The organism is Massilia genomosp. 1, assembly GCF_011682185.1.
GTDB lineage: Bacteria > Pseudomonadota > Gammaproteobacteria > Burkholderiales > Burkholderiaceae_D > Telluria_A > Telluria_A rubra.
Genome location: NZ_WHJF01000062.1, coordinates 1 through 19,012, shown reverse-complemented (window position 1 = coordinate 19,012; position 19,012 = coordinate 1). Strand labels below are relative to the sequence as shown.

The following is a 19,012-nucleotide window of genomic DNA, read 5'->3' as shown; positions in this document are numbered from 1 at the left end:
TCGGACCGAGGTGCCCGTATGGCAGTGACCGCGTCACATAGTGAGAGGCATCTGATGGAATTGAAACAACCGCAGAGTGGTATTCTACTTATGGGCCGCCCGTATTTCACCAGGATGATTGACGAATGCAACGTTTCAGCCGACTTTTCTTGATCACGATGTTGGGCGCCTTCAGTTGCGCCTCTCCTGGAGTCGCGCTCGGCGCTAACACTGCTAGCGCCGAGCAGGAGCTAAAGGAATTTGCCGACTATAAGCTCTCTATTTGTGGAACCGGTGCCAGGCGAGCCATAAGCGGGTGGCAGGCTGGCCACCAAGTCGACGAGGAGTATGAGTTTGGAGACTGCATTGCCGAGGCCCGGACAGAAGGTAAGAAACTGTACGCCGCTGTACTGACGAAGGTTTCAGGTAAAACTCAAGCTGAGGCAGCCTTAAAAGACTACTTCGCCACCTGGCTTACTGCGCTGTCAAATATCAAACCCACTGGCTATGAAGCAATGCGTTCTTACAACGATAGACAGTCTGAATATGCAGAAAAAGTAGACCTGCTTTGGAACAAATTTGAGCTCGAAAATTAGATCAAAGCAGAGTTACGCATGAAGGAAGCCGCAGCGCGCATACAGCGAGGACAAAATGAGCTGACTGTTGCGGAGTGTACCCGCCGCATCGCGCCGCTTCCCTGACCTATTCCGGCGGAGGGTTTTTCAGGCGATGCGCGATGAGGAACCAAGTGGTGACGACAAATATAGACACTGGCGCCCAGTCTTGAACGACCTCCGCAATGTTCAAAATCATAGGAGGAGTATTGCGCTCACCGCCAGCGCTCCACCATTTGCCCGCATGCGCAGGCATCACCGCGCTCGTGCGCGCCGCCGCCGCCTCATGTATGGCATCATTCCTGACGGCACTCCCGCATTCGCGCTCCATAGGAATTTCATGACGGCACCATCCACCAAAAAGACGGTGAACACAGTTTCTGCGACGAGCCGGAGCGACTTCCCGATCATCGTGATCGGCACTTCCGCCGGCGGTCAAAGCGCGCTGAGCTCCCTGGTTGCGCAACTGCCGGCGGATTTCCCCGCCGCGATCCTGATCGTCCAACACATGGCGGCGACAAGCTCGAACGAAGCGATGTTGCGCCTGCTCGCCGACAAGGGAAATTTGCCCTGCAAACAAGCGGCACAGCATGGCGTTATCAGGAGCGGCTATATTTATCTGGCGCAGCCGGATCACCATCTGATGATCTCGCAAGGCAAAACCCTGGCAACCAAAGGCGCGCGCGAAAACCGGGCGCGGCCCGCGATCGATCCCCTGTTCCGTTCCGCTGCTGTTGAATTCGGCAATCGGGTCATCGGTGTCATCCTCACCGGCTATCTCGACGATGGCACCTCGGGCATGGAGGTGATCCGGCGCTGCGGCGGCATCTGCGTGGTCCAGGATCCGGCCGACGCCGCGTATCCGGACATGCCGCAAAACGTGCTCAATCATGTCAAGGTCGATCACTGCGTGCCGCTGGCCGAGATGGGTAGTTTGCTGACCCGGCTCGCGCTGAGCGAGCGGGGAGCACGCATCGCTGTCCCCGCCGATGTCGCGGTCGAGGCCAAGATCGCCCAGCGCGTGTTGAGCGACCTGGAATCGGTCGATTTCCTTGGTACGCAAGTGCCGTTCAACTGTCCCGGCTGCGGTGGTGTGTTGTGGCAAATGAAGGTGGGAGAGCATCTGCGCTTCCGGTGCCATACCGGTCATGCGTATACGGTGGCAGCGCTGCTGGCGGAGCAGACGGCGAAGATGGAGGAAACCCTGTGGGTCGCCCTGCGCATGTTTGAAGAAAACAAGAATCTGCTCGTCAAAATGGGGGCGGAAGGCACCGCCAGCCCATCGTATGCCGAGCGTGTGGAGCAATCGGACATCCATATCCGGCGCATCAAAGCCATGCTGCACTCCAACACGGCCAATACCGATCCTCTTCCGTAGCAGCGCAATCGTTGGGTAAACCGAGCGTCGCTGCACTTTAACCGCCCAGCGTCGCTCCGCCATCGATCCTCAGATCATGCATGGTGATGTGGCGCGCGCTGTCCGACGCCAGGTACAGCACCGCGTCCGCGATATCCTCGGGTGTCGCGATGCGCTTGAGCGGAATCCCCAGCCGGAACGTCTCCAGCGAGCCTTTGATGACGCCTTGGGAGCCATCGGCCCCATTCCACAACTGGCGCTGCATCTCGGTATCGGTCGATCCGGGCGAGACCACATTGCAGCGAATCCCGTACGGCGCCAGCTCCAGCCCCAGGCAGCGCATGAACTGCGTGGACGCCGCTTTTGATGCCGCATACGCCCCCATCTGCATGCGCGGCACCGTCGACGCATTCGAGGCCACCGTCACGATGGCGCCGCGCTGGCGCTCCACCATCCCGGCCGCCACCGCGCGGCACAGGCGGAACACGCCGCCGGCGTTGACCGCAAACGTGCGCTCCCAGTCGTCATCGCTGTAGTCCAAAATGGACCCCATGCGCAGGATGCCGGCCACATTGGCCAGCACATCGATCTCGCCCAGCTCGCGCCGCACGCGCGCCACCGCCGCGTGTACGGCCGCGCTGTCGGTGACATCGACCGCCATGCCGATGGCCAGGGCGCCGCTGGCGCGCAAGGTGGCCGCCATGTCTTCCACCGCACCGGCCTTGACATCGATGACCGCCACCGCCGCGCCGCCGGCGGCCAGTTTGCGCGCCACGGCCGCGCCGATACCCTGCGCCGCACCGCTGACCAGTGCGACCTTGCCTTCGAATTGATTGCCCATCTTGTTCCTTGTTCGATTAGTGAAAACGCGTGAAAACTAGTGAAAACGCCTGACCGGCACCACCACCGGCGCACCGTCGCCGGGCGCGGACAGCACGTCCACGTCCAGCTCATACAGCTGGCGCACCAGCCCGGGGGTGACCACGTCGCGCGGCGCGCCGGCGGCGACGATGCGGCCATCGCGCATGGCCACCAGGGTGTCGGCATAGCGCGCCGCCGCGGCCAGGTCGTGCAGCACGATGACCACCGCGCGGCCGTTGGAGGCCAGCGCGCGCACGCGGTCCAGCACATCGACCTGATGTCCCAGATCGAGCATGCTGGTGGGTTCATCGAGCAGCAAAATCGGCGTCTCCTGCGCCAGGGTCATGGCCAGCCAGCAGCGCTGGCGCTGCCCGCCGGATAACTGATCGAGCCGGCGCTGCGCCAGCGACATGACATCGGTGGCCGACATGGCCGCGTGTACCGCCAGTTCATCATCGCGCGACCACTGGCGGAACAAGCCCTGGTGCGGATGGCGCCCGAAGCGCACCAGAGCGCTGACGGTGATGCCCTCGGGCGCCTGCGGCGACTGCGGCAGCATCGCCAGGCTGCGCGCGGCTTGTTGCTGGCGCATCTGCCACAGATCAATCGCGCCGAGCGTGATGCTGCCTTGCTGCGGCCGATGCAGGCGCGCCATGCAGCGCAGCAGGGTCGACTTGCCGCAGCCGTTCGGGCCGACGATAGCGGTGACCTTGCCCGGCTCGATCGCCAGGTCGATCCCGTGCAGCACGGGGCGGCCCGGATGGCCTGCATGCAGTCCCTGCACAAGCAGTTGTGTCATTGTGTTTCTCCATTGCGCTCGTGAAGGAGCAGGTACAGCAAAAACGGACCGCCGAGCAGGTTGCAGATCACGCCGACCGGCAGTTCGGCGTCGCCCAGGACCACGCGGCCAAGGGCGTCGGCGGCCGCCACCAGCAACGCGCCGGACAAGGCCGACGCCAGCAGCGCCGCGCGCCCATAGCCGACCAGGCGTTCGCCGATGAACGGCGCGGCCAGCGCCACGAAGGCGATCGGCCCGCACACGCCGACCGCCATCCCGGCCAGCAGCACGGCGCACAGCAGCACCTGCCACTGGGTGGCGCGCACCGGCAGGCCAAGGCTGGTTGCGATGTCCGGATCGAAACGCAGCAGCGCCAGGCGGCGGCTGGCCAGCAGCGCCGGCGGCAGCAGCGCCAGCAGGGCGACGCCCAGCGGCAGGGCCGAACCCCAGGTGCGCCCGCTCAGGCTTCCGATGCTCCACGCGTACAGGGCGCTGGCGTGCATCAGCTCCTGCTGCGACAACACCAGTTCGGCGCCGGCGCGCAGCAGGCTGGCAATCGCGATGCCGACCACCAGCAGGCGGTGCCCGCAGCGCTCGAGCGGGCCGCTGGCCAACAGCAGCAGGGCCACCGCGCCCAAGGCGCCGAGCGGTCCCACCCACCACGGCCCCAGCATGCCGGTGGCGCCGGCGATGAGGGCCATGAAGACGCCGAGCATGGCGCCATCGGCCACGCCGAGCATGTCGGGCGAGGCGAGGCGGTTGCGGGTGAGTGTCTGGATCAGGCTCCCGGCAAGACCGAGCGAGGCGCCGGCCAGCACGCCGGTGAGTACGCGCGGCAGGCGAAATTCCAGCACCATCAGGCGCGTGCCGGCCGGCGCATCGCCGCCCAGCACGGCCAGCAGCTGCGCAGGCGAGAGCCACGCCGGGCCGGCCGCCAGGGCCACGCCAACCGCCAGCGCAAGCGCCAGCAGCAGCGCCAGCGTGGCGTACAGCGAGCGCCTGGCCACCAGCACCGACAGCGCGCCGCCGCGCAGCACGACCAGGCCTGGTTCGGGCGCCATCATCTAGCGCTCCCGCGCGCCAGCCAGACGAGCAGCGGCGCGCCAAGCAGGGCGGTGAGTACGCTGATCGGCGTTTCGAACGGTTGCGCCACCAGGCGCGCACCCAGGTCGGCGAACAGCAGTACGATCGCGCCGACCCAGGCCGATGCGGCCAGTTGCGCCGCCAGTCCCCGCGCCAGAGCACGCGCCAGGAAGGGCGCCAGCAAACCCAGAAAGGCGATCGGCCCGCTCAGGGCGACCGCGCTGCCGGTCAGCAGCGTGGCGGTGACGGCGACGGCGGCGCGCAGCATGCGCGGCGAGTGCCCGAGCGAGCGGGCAATGTCGTCGCCGAGCAGCATGGCCGCCAGCGGGCGCGCCAGGAACAGCGCGGCCAGCAGCCCGAAGATGATGAAGGGCGCGGCCAGCAGGAGCATGCCGCCGCTCGAACCGGCGAGCGAACCGAGCACCCAGAAGCGGTACTGGTCGTAGCCGGACGGCTGGCTGAGCAGCATGGCAGAACTGAGGCCGTGAAAGGTCGCGCCCAGCGCCACGCCGGCCAGCACGAGGCGCAGCGGGCTGCCAGAGCCGCGCCCGGCGTTGGCTACGCCAAGCACGCAGGCGTTGCCGAGCAGGGCGCCGGCGCCGGCCCACAGCAGGTAGGCAAGCCCCGATTCGGCGCCGGCCCAGGTAATGCCGGCCACCACGCCCAGCGCCGCGCCGGCATTCACGCCGAGCAGGCCGGGTTCGGCCAGGCGGTTGCGGGTAACGGTTTGCATCAGCATGCCGGCCACGCCGAGGGCCGCGCCGACCAGCAGCGCGGCCAGCGTGCGTGGGGCGCGCACGTCGCGTACGATCATCTGCAACGGCGAGTTGTCGCCGCCGGCCAGCACGGCGCGCAGGTCGGCCATGCCGGCGTCGCCGGCGCCGGTCAGCATCGATGCAAGCAGCAGTGCCGGCAGGATGGGCGCGAGGAGCGCGATGCGGCCGGCTGGACTCAAGGCGCGGCCAGGGCTTTGTCGACGTCCGCCAGGATCGCCAGGGCGGCCAGCGGGCCGCCGGGACTGGTCCAGAGCGAGCCATCGACCGCGCGCACCTGTTTGCGCTGCGCTGCGCCGAGCTGGCGGAATGGCGGCGACTGGCGCGCCGCCGCCAGGGCGTCGTTGGCCGGCCCGCTGGTGCTCAGGGTGCCGACAAAGATCCAGTCGGCGTCGATGGCCGCCAGCGCTTCCAGGCTCAGTGGACGCGAGTGCGCGGCACCGGGCTGCATCTGCGCGGCGGGGCGGCGTATCTTGAGGTCGGCCAGCACCAGGCTGGCAAACGAATCGCGCAGCATGTACGACGGGCCTTGCGGATTCCAGCGCACCACGCTCACCGTGGCGTTGGCGCGCTCGCCCAGGCGCTGGCGCAGCGCGCCGGCCTTGGCCAGGTAGTCGGCCAGAAAGGCGTCGGCCTCGGGCGCCTTGCCCATCACCGTGCCGATGCGGCGAAACGTGGCCTGCCAGTTTTCGCCCGGCTGGTAGGTGACGACGGTAGGGGCGATCTTGGCGAGTTGGGTCAGCAGCTCGGGGGCGCTCATGCCGCCGGCAAGGATCAAGTCGGGTTGCATGCCGACCACCAGGTCGAGCACGGGCGCGGCAAAATTGCCGGCGCTGGGAATCGTGCTTGCTGCGGGGCCGAGGTAGCGCGGCATGGCGCTCTGGCCGCGTCCCTTGGTGGCGCCGGCGGGCTTGATGTTCAGGGCCAGCACGGCATCGAGATCGAGTTCGGACAGGGCGACCACGCGTTGCGGGCGTTCGGGCACGGTGACGGCGCGGTTGGCGGCATCGACGATGTTGCGCTGAGCCAGCGCCGGCGCGGCGCACAGGGCCATGAGGGCTAACAATGCAAGGAAGGTGACCTCGCGCAGGGGGGAGAATGTGTTCATGATGCGGCTTCTTCCAGTTCATCCATGATGCGGTGGCGTTCGGCGTGGTACGCATCTTCGGTGTGTTCGTCTTTCCAGTACGGGACCGCGTACATGTCGGCGCGGGCCACGCCGCGCTCGTGCAGCAAAAAGTCGCGCACGGCCAGCAGCTGGTTGCTTTCGCCAGCCAAGGTGACCGACACGCGTCCCGGCGGCCAGGCCAGCGCCTTGACCGCGTCGAGCAGCAAGGTGCTCGCGCCAGGGCGCGCGCCACGGCGCGAGAGCCAATGCACCGTAAACGCGGCCGGGTAGGGCAGCGCCTGGACTTCGGAGTGGTCGGGTACTTCGATCAGCACCGTGCCGCGCGCCTTGCGGGGTAGGCCGCGCAGGGCGGCTGCGAGCGCGGCCAGCGCGCTCGGGTCGCCGATCATCAGGTGGTAGTCGGCGCCTGGCACGAAGCGCGGCGGGCCACCGGGACCGGCCACGCCGACGGCGTCCCCCGGCTGCGCATGCACGGCCCAGCGCGAGGCGGGGCCGTCGTCGCCGTGCAGCACCAGGTCCACATCGAGTTCGCCGGCGTCGGCGTCGTAGCGCGCCACGGTGTAGGTGCGGGCGATCGGGCGGATGTCGGCCGGCGGCCACACCGGGCCGTCGGGCCCGAGCGTCGGCAGCACCGGTTCGCGCTGGCCTTCGCGCGCCAGCAGCAGCTTGATATGGGCGCCGTCGCTGTCCGGCGGGAAGCCGGCCAGGGCGTCGCCGGCCAGCGTAATGCGGCGCATCAGCGGCGTCAGTTGCAAGGTGCGGCGCACGTACAGCATCCTTGGGGGCGTGCGTTTGGTAGTGCTCATCATTTGCCTTTCGGGTCAATGCGTTGGGCCAGCACGCGGCCGATGTGCCCCAGGGGCGCCGGCTGGCTCATGGACGAATGGCTGCAATCGACGTCGATCCGTTCGAGCTGGCCGTGTACGTACGGGGTCCAGCCTTTCCAGTCGGGGGCGCCGGGCCCGCGCTGGCTGGCATGGAAGAACAGCACGTCGCCCTCATAGCGCGGATGGCGCAGCTGGCGGTACAGGCGCATCGACAGCAGCGCGGTGGTGGTGATGCGCTCGAGGTGGGCGTCGTCGGCCGTGGCCAGCGAGCTGCCCGGCTGGCGGAACTGCGCCAGCAGCGCCTCGCGCGCGAGCGGCTGGCCGGCGGCGTCGACCGAGGGCGCGCCGATCACGTCGAGCATCGCGATCAGGGCGTCGCGCTCTTCCGCTTCCGGTTTGCCTTCCCAGATGTCGCTCGGGTAGGAGTCCATCATCGCCAGCAGCGAGACCGTTTCGCCAGCCGCTTGCAGGCGCGCCGCCAGCGCGTGGGCGAGGCCGCCGCCGGAGGACCAGCCGATCAGGCGGTACGGGCCGTGCGGCTGCGCGCTCCTGACCAGGCCAAGGTAGTCGTCGACCTGCATGTCGATGCCGGTCGGCGCCGCGCCGCTCATGCCGCGCGCCTGCAGGCCGTAGATCGGCGTATGCGGCAGGTAGGCGGCCAGTCCCAGGTAGCACCACGACAGGCCTTCGGCCGGGTGTACGCAGAACAGGGCGGGGCCGCTGCCGCGCTGGATGGTCAGCAGCGGCGCGAACTCGGCGCCGGCGGCGGCTGCCGGCGGCGCGTGGCCGACGGTGCCGAGCGCATGCGCCAGCGCGGCCACGGTGCGGTGGCGGAACAGGATGGACACCGCCACTTCGCGCTTCAAGGCCGCGCCGAGGCGGTTGGCGACCTGGATCGCTTGCAGCGATTTGCCGCCGAGGGCAAAGAAGTCGTCCTGCGGCGTCAAGGCATCGACGCCCAGCACCTCGCGCCAGACCGACATGACCGACTGTTCGAGCGGCGTGGCGTCGGTGGCCGTTGGCGCGGCATCGAGCTCTTTGGAGCGCAGGGCGGATCGGTCGATCTTGCCATTGGCGTTGCGCGGCAGGCGCGCCAGGCTGGCGTAGTTGGCGGGCACCGCCGCTGCCGGCAGGCGCTCGGCCAGAAAGGCGCGCAGGGCCGGTGCATTGAGCTTGCCGGCGGTGGCGACAAAGGCACGCAGGTGCTTGCCGCCGTCGCTTTGCGACTGGCACACCACCGCCGCTTCGCGCACGCCGGGGTATTGCAGCAGGGCCGCTTCGATCTCGCTGGGGTCGATGCGGTGGCCGCTGATCTTGACTTCGTCGTCAAGCCGGCCCAGGTAGCGCAGTTCGCCATCGGCGCCCAGGATCACGCGGTCGCCGGTGCGGTAGGCGCGGCGGCCGTCCGGCAGGGTGACAAAACGCTGCGCGGTCAGCGCGTCGCGGTCGAAGTAGCCGCGCGCGAGGCCGCCGCCGATCAGGCACAGTTCTCCTTCTTCGCCGATGCCGACCGGGTGCTCCGCGCAGACAGCGATATCGACGCCGGGCAGCGGGCGGCCGATCGGGACCGCGTCGCCGCTCCAGGCGATGGCGTCGGGGCCGGCCAGTCGGGCGGTGGTGCAGATGACGGTCGCTTCGGTCGGGCCGTAGGTATTGAGCAGCACCAGATGCGGCGGCGCTGCCGTGCGCCAGCGCGCCACGCGCTCGGCCAGCGCGGCTTCGCCGCCGATGATCACCAGTCGCAGGCACTCCGGCAGCGTGGCGTCAACCTGGCCCACGTGGAAGGCGAGTTCGTGCCAGAACGCGGTCGGCAGATCGAGCACGCTGATGCGCAATCGCGCGCAGGCGTCGATGAAGCGCTCCAGCGATTCGAGCATGGCGTCGTCGCGCAGGACCAGGGTGGCGCCGGCGCCGAACGTGAGGAAAATCTCTTCGACGCTGGCGTCGAAATGCAGCGGTGCGAATTGCAGCACGCGGTCGGCCGCGCTCATCTGGTAGCGCGCGCCGGCGCCGGCGCCGAAGTGGGCCAGCGCGGCGCGCTCGATCATCACGCCGTTCGGCCGGCCGCTGGAACCGGAGGTGTAGATGATGTAGGCGAGGGCGCTGTCGGCAACCGGCAGCGGGGCCGGCATCGGTGCGCATGGTGCGGCTTCGTCGATGCACAGCAGCGGCAGCGCGGTGGGCAGGAGCGGCGCATATTTGCGCAGGCTGACGACCAGCGTGGGTTTGACGTCTTCCAGCACGGCCGCCACGCGCAGGGCGGGACCGTCCGGGTCGAGCGGCACGTAGCCGCCGCCGGCCCACATGATGGCCAGCATGGCGACAATCGCATCAGGGCCGCGTGGCAGCAGCAGGACCACGCGGCTGTTTTCGGTCACGCCGGCGTCGCGCAGGCGGCCGGCCATGTTGCCCACCGCTGTGACCAGGTCGGCGTAACTGAGTTCGGTGTCGCCGCATACAAGTGCGGCTTTTTGCGGGTCATGCAGCAGCAGGGAAGCGAGGACCGATACGGGAGCGGCCGGCAAGGGGCCGCCGGACGCCAGCGCCGGTGTCGCGTGCGGCGCTTGTCCGAGGACGTCGGACAGGAGCGCATCGGGTTGTTCAAGAAGATCGGCCAGCGCTTGCAGCAGCGATGCGTGCAGGGCCCGCAAGGTAGCGTCGCCGTAGGCATCCGGATTGGCTTCGAGGTCGATACGGCTGTTCGCGCCCGGCGCGATGGTGATCGACAGGTCTTCCACCGGCCCGGCGGACACCGGGTGCGAGAGCGCCTGCAATGGTCCGAATACCGGCGGGCGGTCGAACGGCATCAGGTTGATGACCGCGCCGAACAGGCGGCGCGCGCCGCCGCTCATGCCCAGGTCATGCTTCAGGTGTTCGTAGCGGTAGCGCTGGTGCGGACGGATGGCTTTCATCTCGGCGGCCACCGCGCGCGCCAGCCCGGCCAGCGATTGCGACGCCGTTGGCGCCAGGCGCAGGGGCACGATATTCATCGCCATGCAGGGAATCGTCAGCGCCACCGAGCCAAGCCGGCCCATGACGGGCAGGCCCAGGGTCAGCTCGCCCGCCGAAGCGTGGCGGCGCAGCCAGGCGCCGGTGGCAGCGATCAGGACGGCGGCCCAGTCCACGCCGGCGGCGGCGGCCACCGACTGGCAGCGCTCGATGGTGCTGGAGGCGACGCCGCCGCGTACACGGCGCACGCCGCGCGCCACGCTGGCCGGCGGCGCCAGCATGGCCGGCGCGCCGGCGTCCATCATGCGCGCCATCCAGAAGTCGCGGTCGCGCGCGTAGGCGGGCGAGGCGAGGTAGGCGGCATCTTCCGCCACCACCGGATCGAGCTTGCCGGCGCGCGCGGGCGCTGCGTCGGTATTGGCGCAGCGGGCCGAATACAGGGCCGCCACGCGTTGCGCCAGCATGGCGTAGGCAAAGCCGTCGAGGGCGATGTGGTGGGCACGCAGGTACCACAGCGTCTTATCCGGGCCGGTTTGCAGCAGCGCGCTGGCGAACAGCGGGCCGCGCGCCAGGTCGGCCGGCTGTTTCAGGTCGTCCCGCATCCACAGGCGCGCGTCGGCGTCGCTCATGACGTGGCGCGCCAGCGGCCAGTCATCACGCGGCTCGGGCGTTTGCCAGAGCGCGTCGCCGTCGCTGGCAAAGCGCATTTGCAGGGCGTCGCATTCGCGCACGGCCTGGCGCAGCGCGGCTTCGAACAGGGCGGCGTCCAGCGGGCCGCTCAGTTCGACCGCTTCGGCCGTCCAGTAGGCCGGGCTGGCGGCATCCAACTGCTGCCCGAGCCAGATGCCGTATTGGGCACTGGTCAGCGCCAGGCGCGCGCCGCTCACCGCTTCACCCGGCGCGCGTCGAGCAGTTCCCACCAGTCGGCCAGGGTCGGGCGCTCGGCCAGTTCGACGAAGCTCGTTTCGATGCCGGCGCGGCGCCAGCGTTCGATCAGGCTCATTAAGCGGATCGAATCGAGGCCCGCGTACAGCAGGTTGTCGTCGGGGAGCAGGTCCGATGCCGGAACGGCCAGCAGTTCCGCCACTTCGGCTTGGAAGGCGGTGCGCGTGGCGTGCCAGGTGGGCGCCGGCTTGAGCGCGCCCGTCACGGTCGCCGTGCTGGCGACCACGCCGCAACGCTGCGATACATAGTGAAGGCCCATCTGGTGCTGTTCGGCCGAGAAGTCGGCCAGCGCATCGCCCACCAGGAAGGGCTCGATGTCGCTCATGAAGGCGTCGGCGGCCGTCATCAGGCAGCCGATGTGGGCGTACACGCCGCACACGATCAATTGGTCGCGTCCCTGTTCGCGCATGCGTGCCAGCAGGTCGCTGCGGAAGAAGGCGCTGTAGCGCCATTTGGTCAGCACCACGTCTTGCGCGCGCGGCGCCAGGCTTGCCACCACCGGTGCGCGTTCGGGGTGCGCGGTCAGGCCCGGTCCCCACCAGTCGGTGAGCAGGCCGCGATCCTCGGCCGATTGTTCGGCCGGCTGCGCGGTGTAGACGACCGGTACGCCGGCGGCGTCGGCGGCGTCGCGCAGTTGCCTGATGTGCGCGATCAGTTCGGGAATCGGCGCGGCGGCGTTGTCGTAGAAGTCGAGGAAGTACTCCTGCATGTCGTGGATCAGCAGCACGGCGCGTTTCGGTTCGGGCATCCAGCTGACGCGGTTGTCCGGCATGGCCGTGGGCATGGGGTAGGAGGCGATTTTCGGGATGGTCATGGTGCTTGCCGATCTTGTGATTGAGTGCCGATCAACTGGGCGATCTGTTCGCGCAGCTGGCGTTTGTTGACTTTGCCGACGCCGGTGGTAGGGAAGCGTTCGACGAATTCGATGCGGTCGGGGATTTTGTACTGCGCCACGCCGCGTTCGCGCAGGAAGCGCGTGAGCTCGATGGCCCGTACCGGCGCGCCGCGCGTGACGATGAAGGCGCAACTGCGCTCGCCCAGGTAGGCGTCGGGCATCGACACCAGCGCGGCGTCATGCACGGCGGGGTGGGCCAGCAGGTGGTTTTCGACCTCTTCGGCCGCGACCTTGTCGCCGCCCCGGTTGATCTGGTCCTTGGCGCGGCCTTCGACCACCAGGTGGCCGGAGGGCAGGCGCATCACCAGGTCGCCGGTGCGGTAGAAACCGTCGCTGGTGAAGGCGCGCTGGTTATGTTCTTCGGCACGGTAGTAGCCGCGAATGGTGTAGGGCCCTCGCGTGAGCAGGTGGCCGATCTGGCCATCGGGCAGGTCGCGGTCTTCGTCGTCGACGATGCGCACTTCGTCGGCGGGCGAAATCGGGCGGCCCTGGGTGTTGGCGGTCAGTTCCGGCGTGTCGTCCGGGCGGGTGTAGTTGACCAGGCCTTCGGCCATGCCGAATACCTGTTGCAGGGCGCAGCCGAGCACCGGGCCCACGCGGCAGGCCGCTTCGGCGGACAGGCGCGCGCCGCCCACTTGCAGCAGCTTGAGGCTATCGAGTTTGTAGCGCGTGGCGCCGGCGGCGTCGAGCCAGATCATGGCCAGCGGCGGCACCAGCGCGGTGATGGTCACGCCTTCGGCTTCGATGAGCGGGAAGGCTTCGTCCGGCGAGGGCCGGCGCGCCAGCACCACGCAGCCGCCGGCATGGAACACGCCGAAGGAACCGGGCGAACTCATGGGGAAGTTGTGCGCGACCGGCAGGGCGCATAAGTACACGCTGGACTGGTCAAGTTCGCAGATGTCGGCGCTGGCGCGCACGCTGTATAAATAGTCGTCGTGGGTACGCGGGATCAGCTTGGGCAGGCCGGTGGTGCCGCCGGAGAGCTGCAAGAAGGCCACGTCGCCCGGCTGCGGGCCGGCGAGCGGCACTGGGTCGGCGTAGAGCGAATCGAAGGCGATGAATTCGGCGGGGTCGCCGAGCACGATCACGCGCGCCAGGTTTGGTACTTCGGCGCGCACTTCGCGCGCCAGGGTGCGGTAGTCGAAGCCGGCGTCGCTGTCGGCGACGATGTAGGCGGCGGCGTCGGTAAAGGCGCACAGGTGGCCGATTTCGTGGCGGCGGTGCGCGGGCAGGGCAAATACGGGCAGCGCGCCGATGCGGAACAGGGCGAAACAGGCGACGAAAAATTCAGCCACGTTGGGCAGTTGCACGACCACGCGCTCGCGCGCGGCGATGCCCAGGCCGGTCAAGCCGGCGGCGAAGCGGTCGGCGCGTGCATCAAGTTCGGCGTAGCTCCAGCGGCGCGCACCGCACACCAGCGCGGTGCTGTCGGGATGTCGGGCCGCGCGCTCGCGCAGCAGGGAACCGAAGGTTTCACCAGTCCAGTAGCCGGCTGCGCGATAGCGCGCCGCAAAGTCGTCGGGGTATGGAGTAACACCGGGGGTGAAACCGGGCAAATAGTCACTACTCATAGCGCTTCCTCCAGTACCGCTTCGAGGCCCATCGCGCGCAGCATGGTGCGCAGCTTGCCGGACGTTTCGAGATATTCGAGTTCGGGGTCGGAACCGGCTACGATGCCGGCGCCCGCGTACAGGGTGGCGCTGTGGGCGCGCACGTCGGCGCAGCGCAGGGTCACGGCCCATTCGCCGTCGCCGTTGGCGTCCATCCAGCCCACCAGGCCGGCGAAGAAGCCGCGCTCAAACCCTTCGGCTTCGTTGATGAAGCTGCGCGCGTCCGCTGCGGGGTGGCCGCAGACGGCGGGCGTGGGATGCAGCGCCATGGCCAGCGCGAGCGAGGTCATGCCGGGTTCATTCAGTTGCGCTGTCACTTCGCTGCCCAGGTGCCACATGGTGGGCGTGGCGATCAGCGAGGGCACGGCCGGCACAGTCACCGAGTGGCAGTAAGGACGCAGCGAATCGGCCACCATGTCGGCCACCAACGCATGTTCGTGCAGGTCTTTTTGCGATTCCAGCAGGCCCTGGGCGCGGCGCTGGTCTTCCTGCGGGTCGGCGCTGCGCGGGATCGAGCCGGCCAGCGGATGGCAGCGCACGCGGGTGCCGGTTCGCGAGAGCAGCAGCTCGGGACTGGCGCCGATCAGCGTGCGGCGTCCGTCATCGTCGGGCGTGAGGTCGATGGCAAAGGTATAGCCGTGCGCGTTGCGCTCGCCCAGGCGCGCCAGCAGGGCGGCGACATCGATCTCGGTTTCCAGGGTCAGTGAGCGCGACAGGACCACCTTGTCCAGCTGGCCGGCGTGGATGCGTTCGACCGCGCCGGCCACGGCGCGGCGGTACTGGCCCTGGTCGGGAACGGCGGCGATGGTGCGCGGGAAGGGCGCGCGCGCCGCCGGCGCTTGCGGGGTGGCCGCCGGCAGCTTGGCCGGGCCGCTCGCCCTCATCACATGCTCGGGAATGAACAGGTGGGCCGGCGCGTCGGCCAGGAACGGCACGGCGCCGATCAGCACCGGCAGCGCTTCGCCGTCGCGGCGCGCGGCGCGCAGCAGGGCGCCAGCGGCATCGGCCAGCGCGGCCCCGGACTGCGGCGCCAGGATGCTGCGCTTGCCGCTGGCCAGCAGTGTGTGGCCGGGCGACGAAAACAGGGTGGCGCCAGCTTCGTAGTGTACGCACAGGTCGGCCGCGCTGGTGCGGCTCAGGTAGTGGCCGTGCAGTCTGTCATTCATGTTGAAGTTCCTTGCGTTAGGAGGGCAGTCGGAGCGTTTCGCCGGATAGGCGGGACCGCACTATAGATCGGAATGATAATTATTTACAACCTAAATATTAATGCAAATGAGATTGATTCGCATTTAGCTAGTATGGTATGCTTAAGTTTCACACCTGTCAACGATGGCAATTGTTCATCCCACTTGAGAAGACTCACCATGCCCGCACTTCACTTCGCCGTTCGCCAACCGGGCGCGCTGTTGCTCGCCGCGCCCGCCGCGCCGGCCCATGCCGCCCCCGCCCCAACCTGCGGCGAGCGCGCATGAAGCGCGACCTGTCTCCGCTGTCGCACGACACGCCCGGCCCGTTGCCGTCGCCCGCCGAATTGCGCGCGCAACTGCCGCTGTCCGATACCGGCGCGCTGACGATCGGCGCCGCGCGCCAGAGCGTGCGCGCTATTCTCGACCGCCGCGATCCGCGCCTGATGGTGGTGGTCGGCCCTTGCTCGATCCACGACCTGCACGCGGGACGCGATTACGCGCGCCGGCTCAAGGCGCTGGCCGACGAAGTGGCCGACACGCTGTTCGTGGTCATGCGCGTGTACTTCGAAAAGCCGCGCACGCGGGTCGGCTGGAAAGGGCTGATCAACGATCCGCGCATGGATGGCTCGTTCCGCATCGATGAAGGCCTGGCGCTGGCGCGGCGCTTCCTGATCGAGGTGGCCGAGCTGGGTTTGCCGGCGGCGACCGAGACGCTCGACCCGGTCTCGCCGCATTACGTCGGTGAGTTGATCAGCTGGGCCGCGATCGGCGCGCGCACCACCGAGTCGCAGACGCACCGCGAGATGGCGTCGGGCCTGGGCATGCCGGTGGGCTTCAAGAACGGCACCGACGGCAAGGTCGATACGGCGGTCAACGCGATCGCATCGAGCTCGCACCCGCATGCCTTCCTGGGCATCGACGCCGACGGCCGCGCGGCCGTGATCCGCACGCCGGGCAACCCGTACGGTCACCTGGTGCTGCGCGGCGGAGGAGGGCGCCCGAACTACGACGCGGCCAGCGTGGCGCTGGCCGAACAGGCGTTGGACAAGGGTGGCCAGCGGCCCAACATCGTGATCGATTGCGCGCACGATAACTCCAACAAGAACCACACCTTGCAGGCCGGCGTGATGGCCGACGTGGTACGCCAGCGCCTGGCCGGCAACCGCAGCGTGGCAGGGGTGATGGTCGAGAGCTTCATCGAGGCCGGAAACCAGGCCATTCCCGCCGAACTGTCGGCGCTGCGCTATGGCTGCTCGGTGACCGATCCCTGCGTGGACTGGGAGGAAACGGCGGCCATGCTGCGCGCCGCGCGCGAGGCCTTGCGCGCTGACGTGGCGGCCCGTCGCGGAGGCGCCGATGTCTAGGCAATCGCGCGCAATCGCGCTGGTCGCGGCGCTGCAGTTCGTGTACCTGGTCGACTTCATGATGGTGCTGCCGCTCGGGCCCGACCTGGCGCGCGAGCATGGCTTTGCGGTGGATCGCCTGGGCTGGCTGGCGGCGGCCTACACGCTGGCGTCGGCGCTATCAAGCCTGATCGCCTTCCGGCTGCTGGACCGCTTCGACCGCAAGCCCGCGCTGCTGCTCACCTTTGGCTTGCTGGCGCTGGCGACCTTCGCCACGACCTTTTGCCACGGCTTGCCGGCGTTGATGGTGGCGCGCGCGCTGACCGGCGCCTTCGGCGGGCCGGCGGTGGCGATCGGCATGGCCATCGTGATCGACATGACGGCGCCCGAACAGCGCGGCAAGGCGATGGCCAAGGTGATGCTGGGCTTTTCGCTGGCGGCCATTGCCGGCGTGCCGCTCGGCCTGGAGTTGGCGCGCATGGGGGGCTGGCAGGCGCCGTTCTATATGGTGGCGGCGCTGGCGGCGCTGGTGCTGGCGGCGATGGCGGTCCTGCTGCCGGCGTTGGAGGGGCACCTGAATGCGCGCGAAAAGGTTTCGGCGCGGGTCTGCGCCCGCAATCTGCTGGCGCGCCCCACGGTACGCCTGGCGATGCTGCTGCAAGGGGCCAGCGCGTTTTCGGCCTTTTTGGTGATCCCGCATTTTTCGGCCTACTTTTTGCTGAACCTGGGCTTTCCGCGCGCGCAGCTCGGCATGCTGTATTTCGCCGGCGGCGTGGTGGCGCTGCTGACGGTGCAGCTGCTCGGGCGCCTGGCCGACCGCGCCGGCCCGGTGCTGGCCGCAGCGCTGGCGTCGGCCGCCTTCTGCGCCGGCCTGGCGCCGTTTTTCGGACTCGGCGCGGCGCTGCCGATCCTGTTCTTCGTGCTGTTCATGGCCGGCAACGCGGGGCGCAACGTGACCATGGCGGCCACCGTCAGCCAGGTGCCGTCGCCGCATGAACGGGCCGGCTTCATGTCGCTGCAAAGCCTGGTGCAGGATGTGGCCATCGGCGCGGCCGCGCTGGTAACCAGCTGGCAGCTCGGCGAAGCGGCGGACGGCCGCCTGACCGGCATGGCGCCGGTGGCGGCGCTGGCGGCCGTGATCGCGGTGGGCGTCGCTGGCGGGCTGGCGCGCCTGGCCGGTGCGCGCCGCGCTGTTGCGCTGGAGTGACACTGGAAGGGTTGCGATGTGACCATCCTGAAAAATTATCTTTCAGGATTGCAATTTTTTACGAGGACTGGTCTTATAATTATCGGCACTATTGATCACGCCAAGAGCCAGATGGAAAACCACCAGTCCTCGCAAATTCGTACCCTGTCCTATGTCGAGAATGAAGACCATCCGGTGTTCGGCACCCTGGTCGAACAGATTCTTCACCTGCTCAATTCGAAGCTCATTTTCAGCGACATCATCATTCATCAAAATAGTCCGCTGATGCTGCGCCAGCCGAAAGGGCTGGTGGCGGTGACCGATTCTCCGATCACCAAGGAGGAGCTGGAAGAGTTCTTCGAAGTGATCGAGCCCGATTGGTCCGAGCGCATCGCCGTGCGCGCGTTCGACCGCTCGATCGACCTGCATACGGCGCGCATCCGCGCCAACTGTTTTACCTTCCAGGGCAAGAAGCGGCTCGGCTGCGTGGTGCGGCGCTTTCCGCGCGAACCGCTGCCGCTCAATCAACTGGGCCTGCGCGCGGCCGAGCAGGATTTTGCGCTGCTCACCAGCGGCCTGATACTGATCATCGGCGACACCTGCCAGGGCAAGTCGACCACGATCGCTTCGATGATCGACCAGATCAACAAGACGCGCTCGGGCCACATCATCACCATCGAAGACCCGGTCGAAACCCTGATCCCGCAACGTAAATGCATCATCACCCAGCGCGAAGTGGGCTTTGACGGCGATGTCGAGAGCTACTATCTCGGTGCGCTGGACGCGCTGCGCGAGCGGCCGGATGTGATTGTGATCGGCGAGATCCGCGACGCCCAGACCGCGCAGGAAGCGCTGGCGCTGGCCGAATCGGGGCCGCTGGTGCTGGCCACCCTGCATGCGCGTTCGACCGAGCTGGGTTTGCAGAAGATGCTACGCCTGCTGGGGAACTCGGACGCGCAGGCGCAGGCCCTGGCGAGCGCCTTGCGCGGCGTGCTGTGCCAGGCCTTGCTGCCGTCGGTGGGCGGGGAGCGCTATTACCTGGCCACCGAATGTCTCAGTTCGAATCCGGAAGTGGTGCGCATGATCGAATCGGGCCGGGTGGGCGAGGTGCGCTCGCTGATGGATGGCGGCACCGGCAAGTTCAACGCCGGCTGCCATTCGATGAACACGGCGCTGGTGAACCTGCTGCGCGAGAAGAAGATCAGCGTCGAGGATGCGCGCAACGCGACCACCGACCGGATCGGGTTTGCGGACGCGTGTTATAGCGGGATGCTGGACGCGGCGTAAGCCAGTTTTTTTCGGGCTGGCCATCTTGCGGGCCCGCCAAGCGATTTCGCGGCTGGCCTGACAACGTGGGCAGACTTGACGATCTAGTGTAGTGTTGCATTCTGTTTGCCGCTTAAGCGGCTGTTGGCGCGAATTACCTTTTGCAGGATATCGCGCGCAGTTGCTGTCCAAATAAATGGCTTCGGATTGGCATTGTGGTGCGCGACATA

At 68.1% G+C, this 19,012-nt stretch carries 15 protein-coding genes and 1 pseudogene; 5 read left to right on the top strand and 11 right to left on the bottom strand.

Annotation, left to right across the window (positions count from 1 at the left end):
• The first annotated feature begins 125 nt into the window (after positions 1-125).
• Together F1735_RS21180 and F1735_RS21175 are read left to right on the top strand one after the other, a co-directional pair.
• Positions 126-575 (top strand): hypothetical protein, encoded by a 450-nt coding sequence (locus F1735_RS21180; protein ID WP_167238791.1) that lies wholly within the window; start codon positions 126-128, stop codon positions 573-575.
• Between the two features lie 358 nt (positions 576-933).
• Positions 934-1,971 carry a chemotaxis protein CheB gene (locus F1735_RS21175; RefSeq protein WP_167238820.1) on the top strand — a complete coding sequence of 346 codons (1,038 nt, stop codon included), beginning with the start codon at positions 934-936 and terminating at the stop codon, positions 1,969-1,971.
• Positions 1,972-2,008: 37 nt separating this feature from the next.
• Here the strand turns inward: F1735_RS21175 and F1735_RS21170 are convergent, their stop codons facing one another.
• From F1735_RS21170 to F1735_RS21125, 10 genes are read right to left on the bottom strand one after another with little or no spacing between them, the layout of a single operon-like run.
• Positions 2,009-2,791 (bottom strand): 2,3-dihydro-2,3-dihydroxybenzoate dehydrogenase, encoded by a 783-nt coding sequence (locus F1735_RS21170; protein ID WP_167238790.1) that lies wholly within the window; start codon positions 2,789-2,791, stop codon positions 2,009-2,011.
• Between the two features lie 36 nt (positions 2,792-2,827).
• On the bottom strand, positions 2,828-3,610 hold the full coding sequence (locus F1735_RS21165) for an ABC transporter ATP-binding protein (protein WP_167238789.1): 783 nt from the start codon (positions 3,608-3,610) through the stop codon (positions 2,828-2,830).
• Entirely contained in the window at positions 3,607-4,653 is a 1,047-nt protein-coding gene (locus tag F1735_RS21160) for a FecCD family ABC transporter permease (protein ID WP_167238788.1), read from the bottom strand. Before F1735_RS21160 ends, F1735_RS21165 begins: the two co-directional genes overlap by 4 nt.
• Positions 4,650-5,627: a FecCD family ABC transporter permease gene (locus tag F1735_RS21155; RefSeq protein ID WP_222853044.1), complete on the bottom strand. Its 978-nt coding sequence runs from the start codon at positions 5,625-5,627 to the stop codon at positions 4,650-4,652. Before F1735_RS21155 ends, F1735_RS21160 begins: the two co-directional genes overlap by 4 nt.
• The gene (locus F1735_RS21150; RefSeq protein ID WP_167238787.1) at positions 5,624-6,553 is read right to left on the bottom strand and encodes an ABC transporter substrate-binding protein; all 930 of its coding nucleotides are present in this window, start codon (positions 6,551-6,553) and stop codon (positions 5,624-5,626) included. The genes F1735_RS21155 and F1735_RS21150 overlap by 4 nt, the downstream gene beginning before the upstream one ends.
• The gene (locus tag F1735_RS21145) at positions 6,550-7,380 is read right to left on the bottom strand and encodes a siderophore-interacting protein (RefSeq protein ID WP_222853043.1); all 831 of its coding nucleotides are present in this window, start codon (positions 7,378-7,380) and stop codon (positions 6,550-6,552) included. Before F1735_RS21145 ends, F1735_RS21150 begins: the two co-directional genes overlap by 4 nt.
• Complete coding sequence (locus F1735_RS21140) at positions 7,380-11,270, bottom strand: non-ribosomal peptide synthetase (protein WP_222853042.1); 3,891 nt, start codon at positions 11,268-11,270, stop codon at positions 7,380-7,382. The genes F1735_RS21145 and F1735_RS21140 overlap by 1 nt, the downstream gene beginning before the upstream one ends.
• Entirely contained in the window at positions 11,234-12,109 is an 876-nt protein-coding gene (locus F1735_RS21135; protein WP_167238785.1) for an isochorismatase, read from the bottom strand. Before F1735_RS21135 ends, F1735_RS21140 begins: the two co-directional genes overlap by 37 nt.
• The gene (locus tag F1735_RS21130; protein WP_167238784.1) at positions 12,106-13,761 is read right to left on the bottom strand and encodes a (2,3-dihydroxybenzoyl)adenylate synthase; all 1,656 of its coding nucleotides are present in this window, start codon (positions 13,759-13,761) and stop codon (positions 12,106-12,108) included. Before F1735_RS21130 ends, F1735_RS21135 begins: the two co-directional genes overlap by 4 nt.
• Complete coding sequence (locus F1735_RS21125) at positions 13,758-14,966, bottom strand: isochorismate synthase (protein WP_167238783.1); 1,209 nt, start codon at positions 14,964-14,966, stop codon at positions 13,758-13,760. The genes F1735_RS21130 and F1735_RS21125 overlap by 4 nt, the downstream gene beginning before the upstream one ends.
• Positions 14,967-15,268: 302 nt before the next feature.
• Between F1735_RS21125 and F1735_RS21120 the strand changes: the two genes are divergently transcribed.
• The 3 genes from F1735_RS21120 to F1735_RS21110 all read left to right on the top strand — a co-directional run bounded on the left by F1735_RS21120 (position 15,269) and on the right by F1735_RS21110 (position 18,803).
• Positions 15,269-16,351, top strand: coding sequence for a 3-deoxy-7-phosphoheptulonate synthase (locus tag F1735_RS21120; protein WP_167238782.1), 1,083 nt, complete (start codon positions 15,269-15,271; stop codon positions 16,349-16,351).
• Complete coding sequence (locus tag F1735_RS21115) at positions 16,344-17,537, top strand: MFS transporter (protein WP_167238781.1); 1,194 nt, start codon at positions 16,344-16,346, stop codon at positions 17,535-17,537. The genes F1735_RS21120 and F1735_RS21115 overlap by 8 nt, the downstream gene beginning before the upstream one ends.
• A 111-nt stretch (positions 17,538-17,648) precedes the next feature.
• Positions 17,649-18,803, top strand: coding sequence for a type IV pilus twitching motility protein PilT (locus tag F1735_RS21110; protein ID WP_167238780.1), 1,155 nt, complete (start codon positions 17,649-17,651; stop codon positions 18,801-18,803).
• A gap of 83 nt (positions 18,804-18,886) precedes the next feature.
• On the opposite strand, the pseudogene F1735_RS36655 reads toward F1735_RS21110, so the two are convergent.
• Positions 18,887-19,012, bottom strand: a pseudogene (locus tag F1735_RS36655) (IS630 family transposase); the annotation flags it as partial.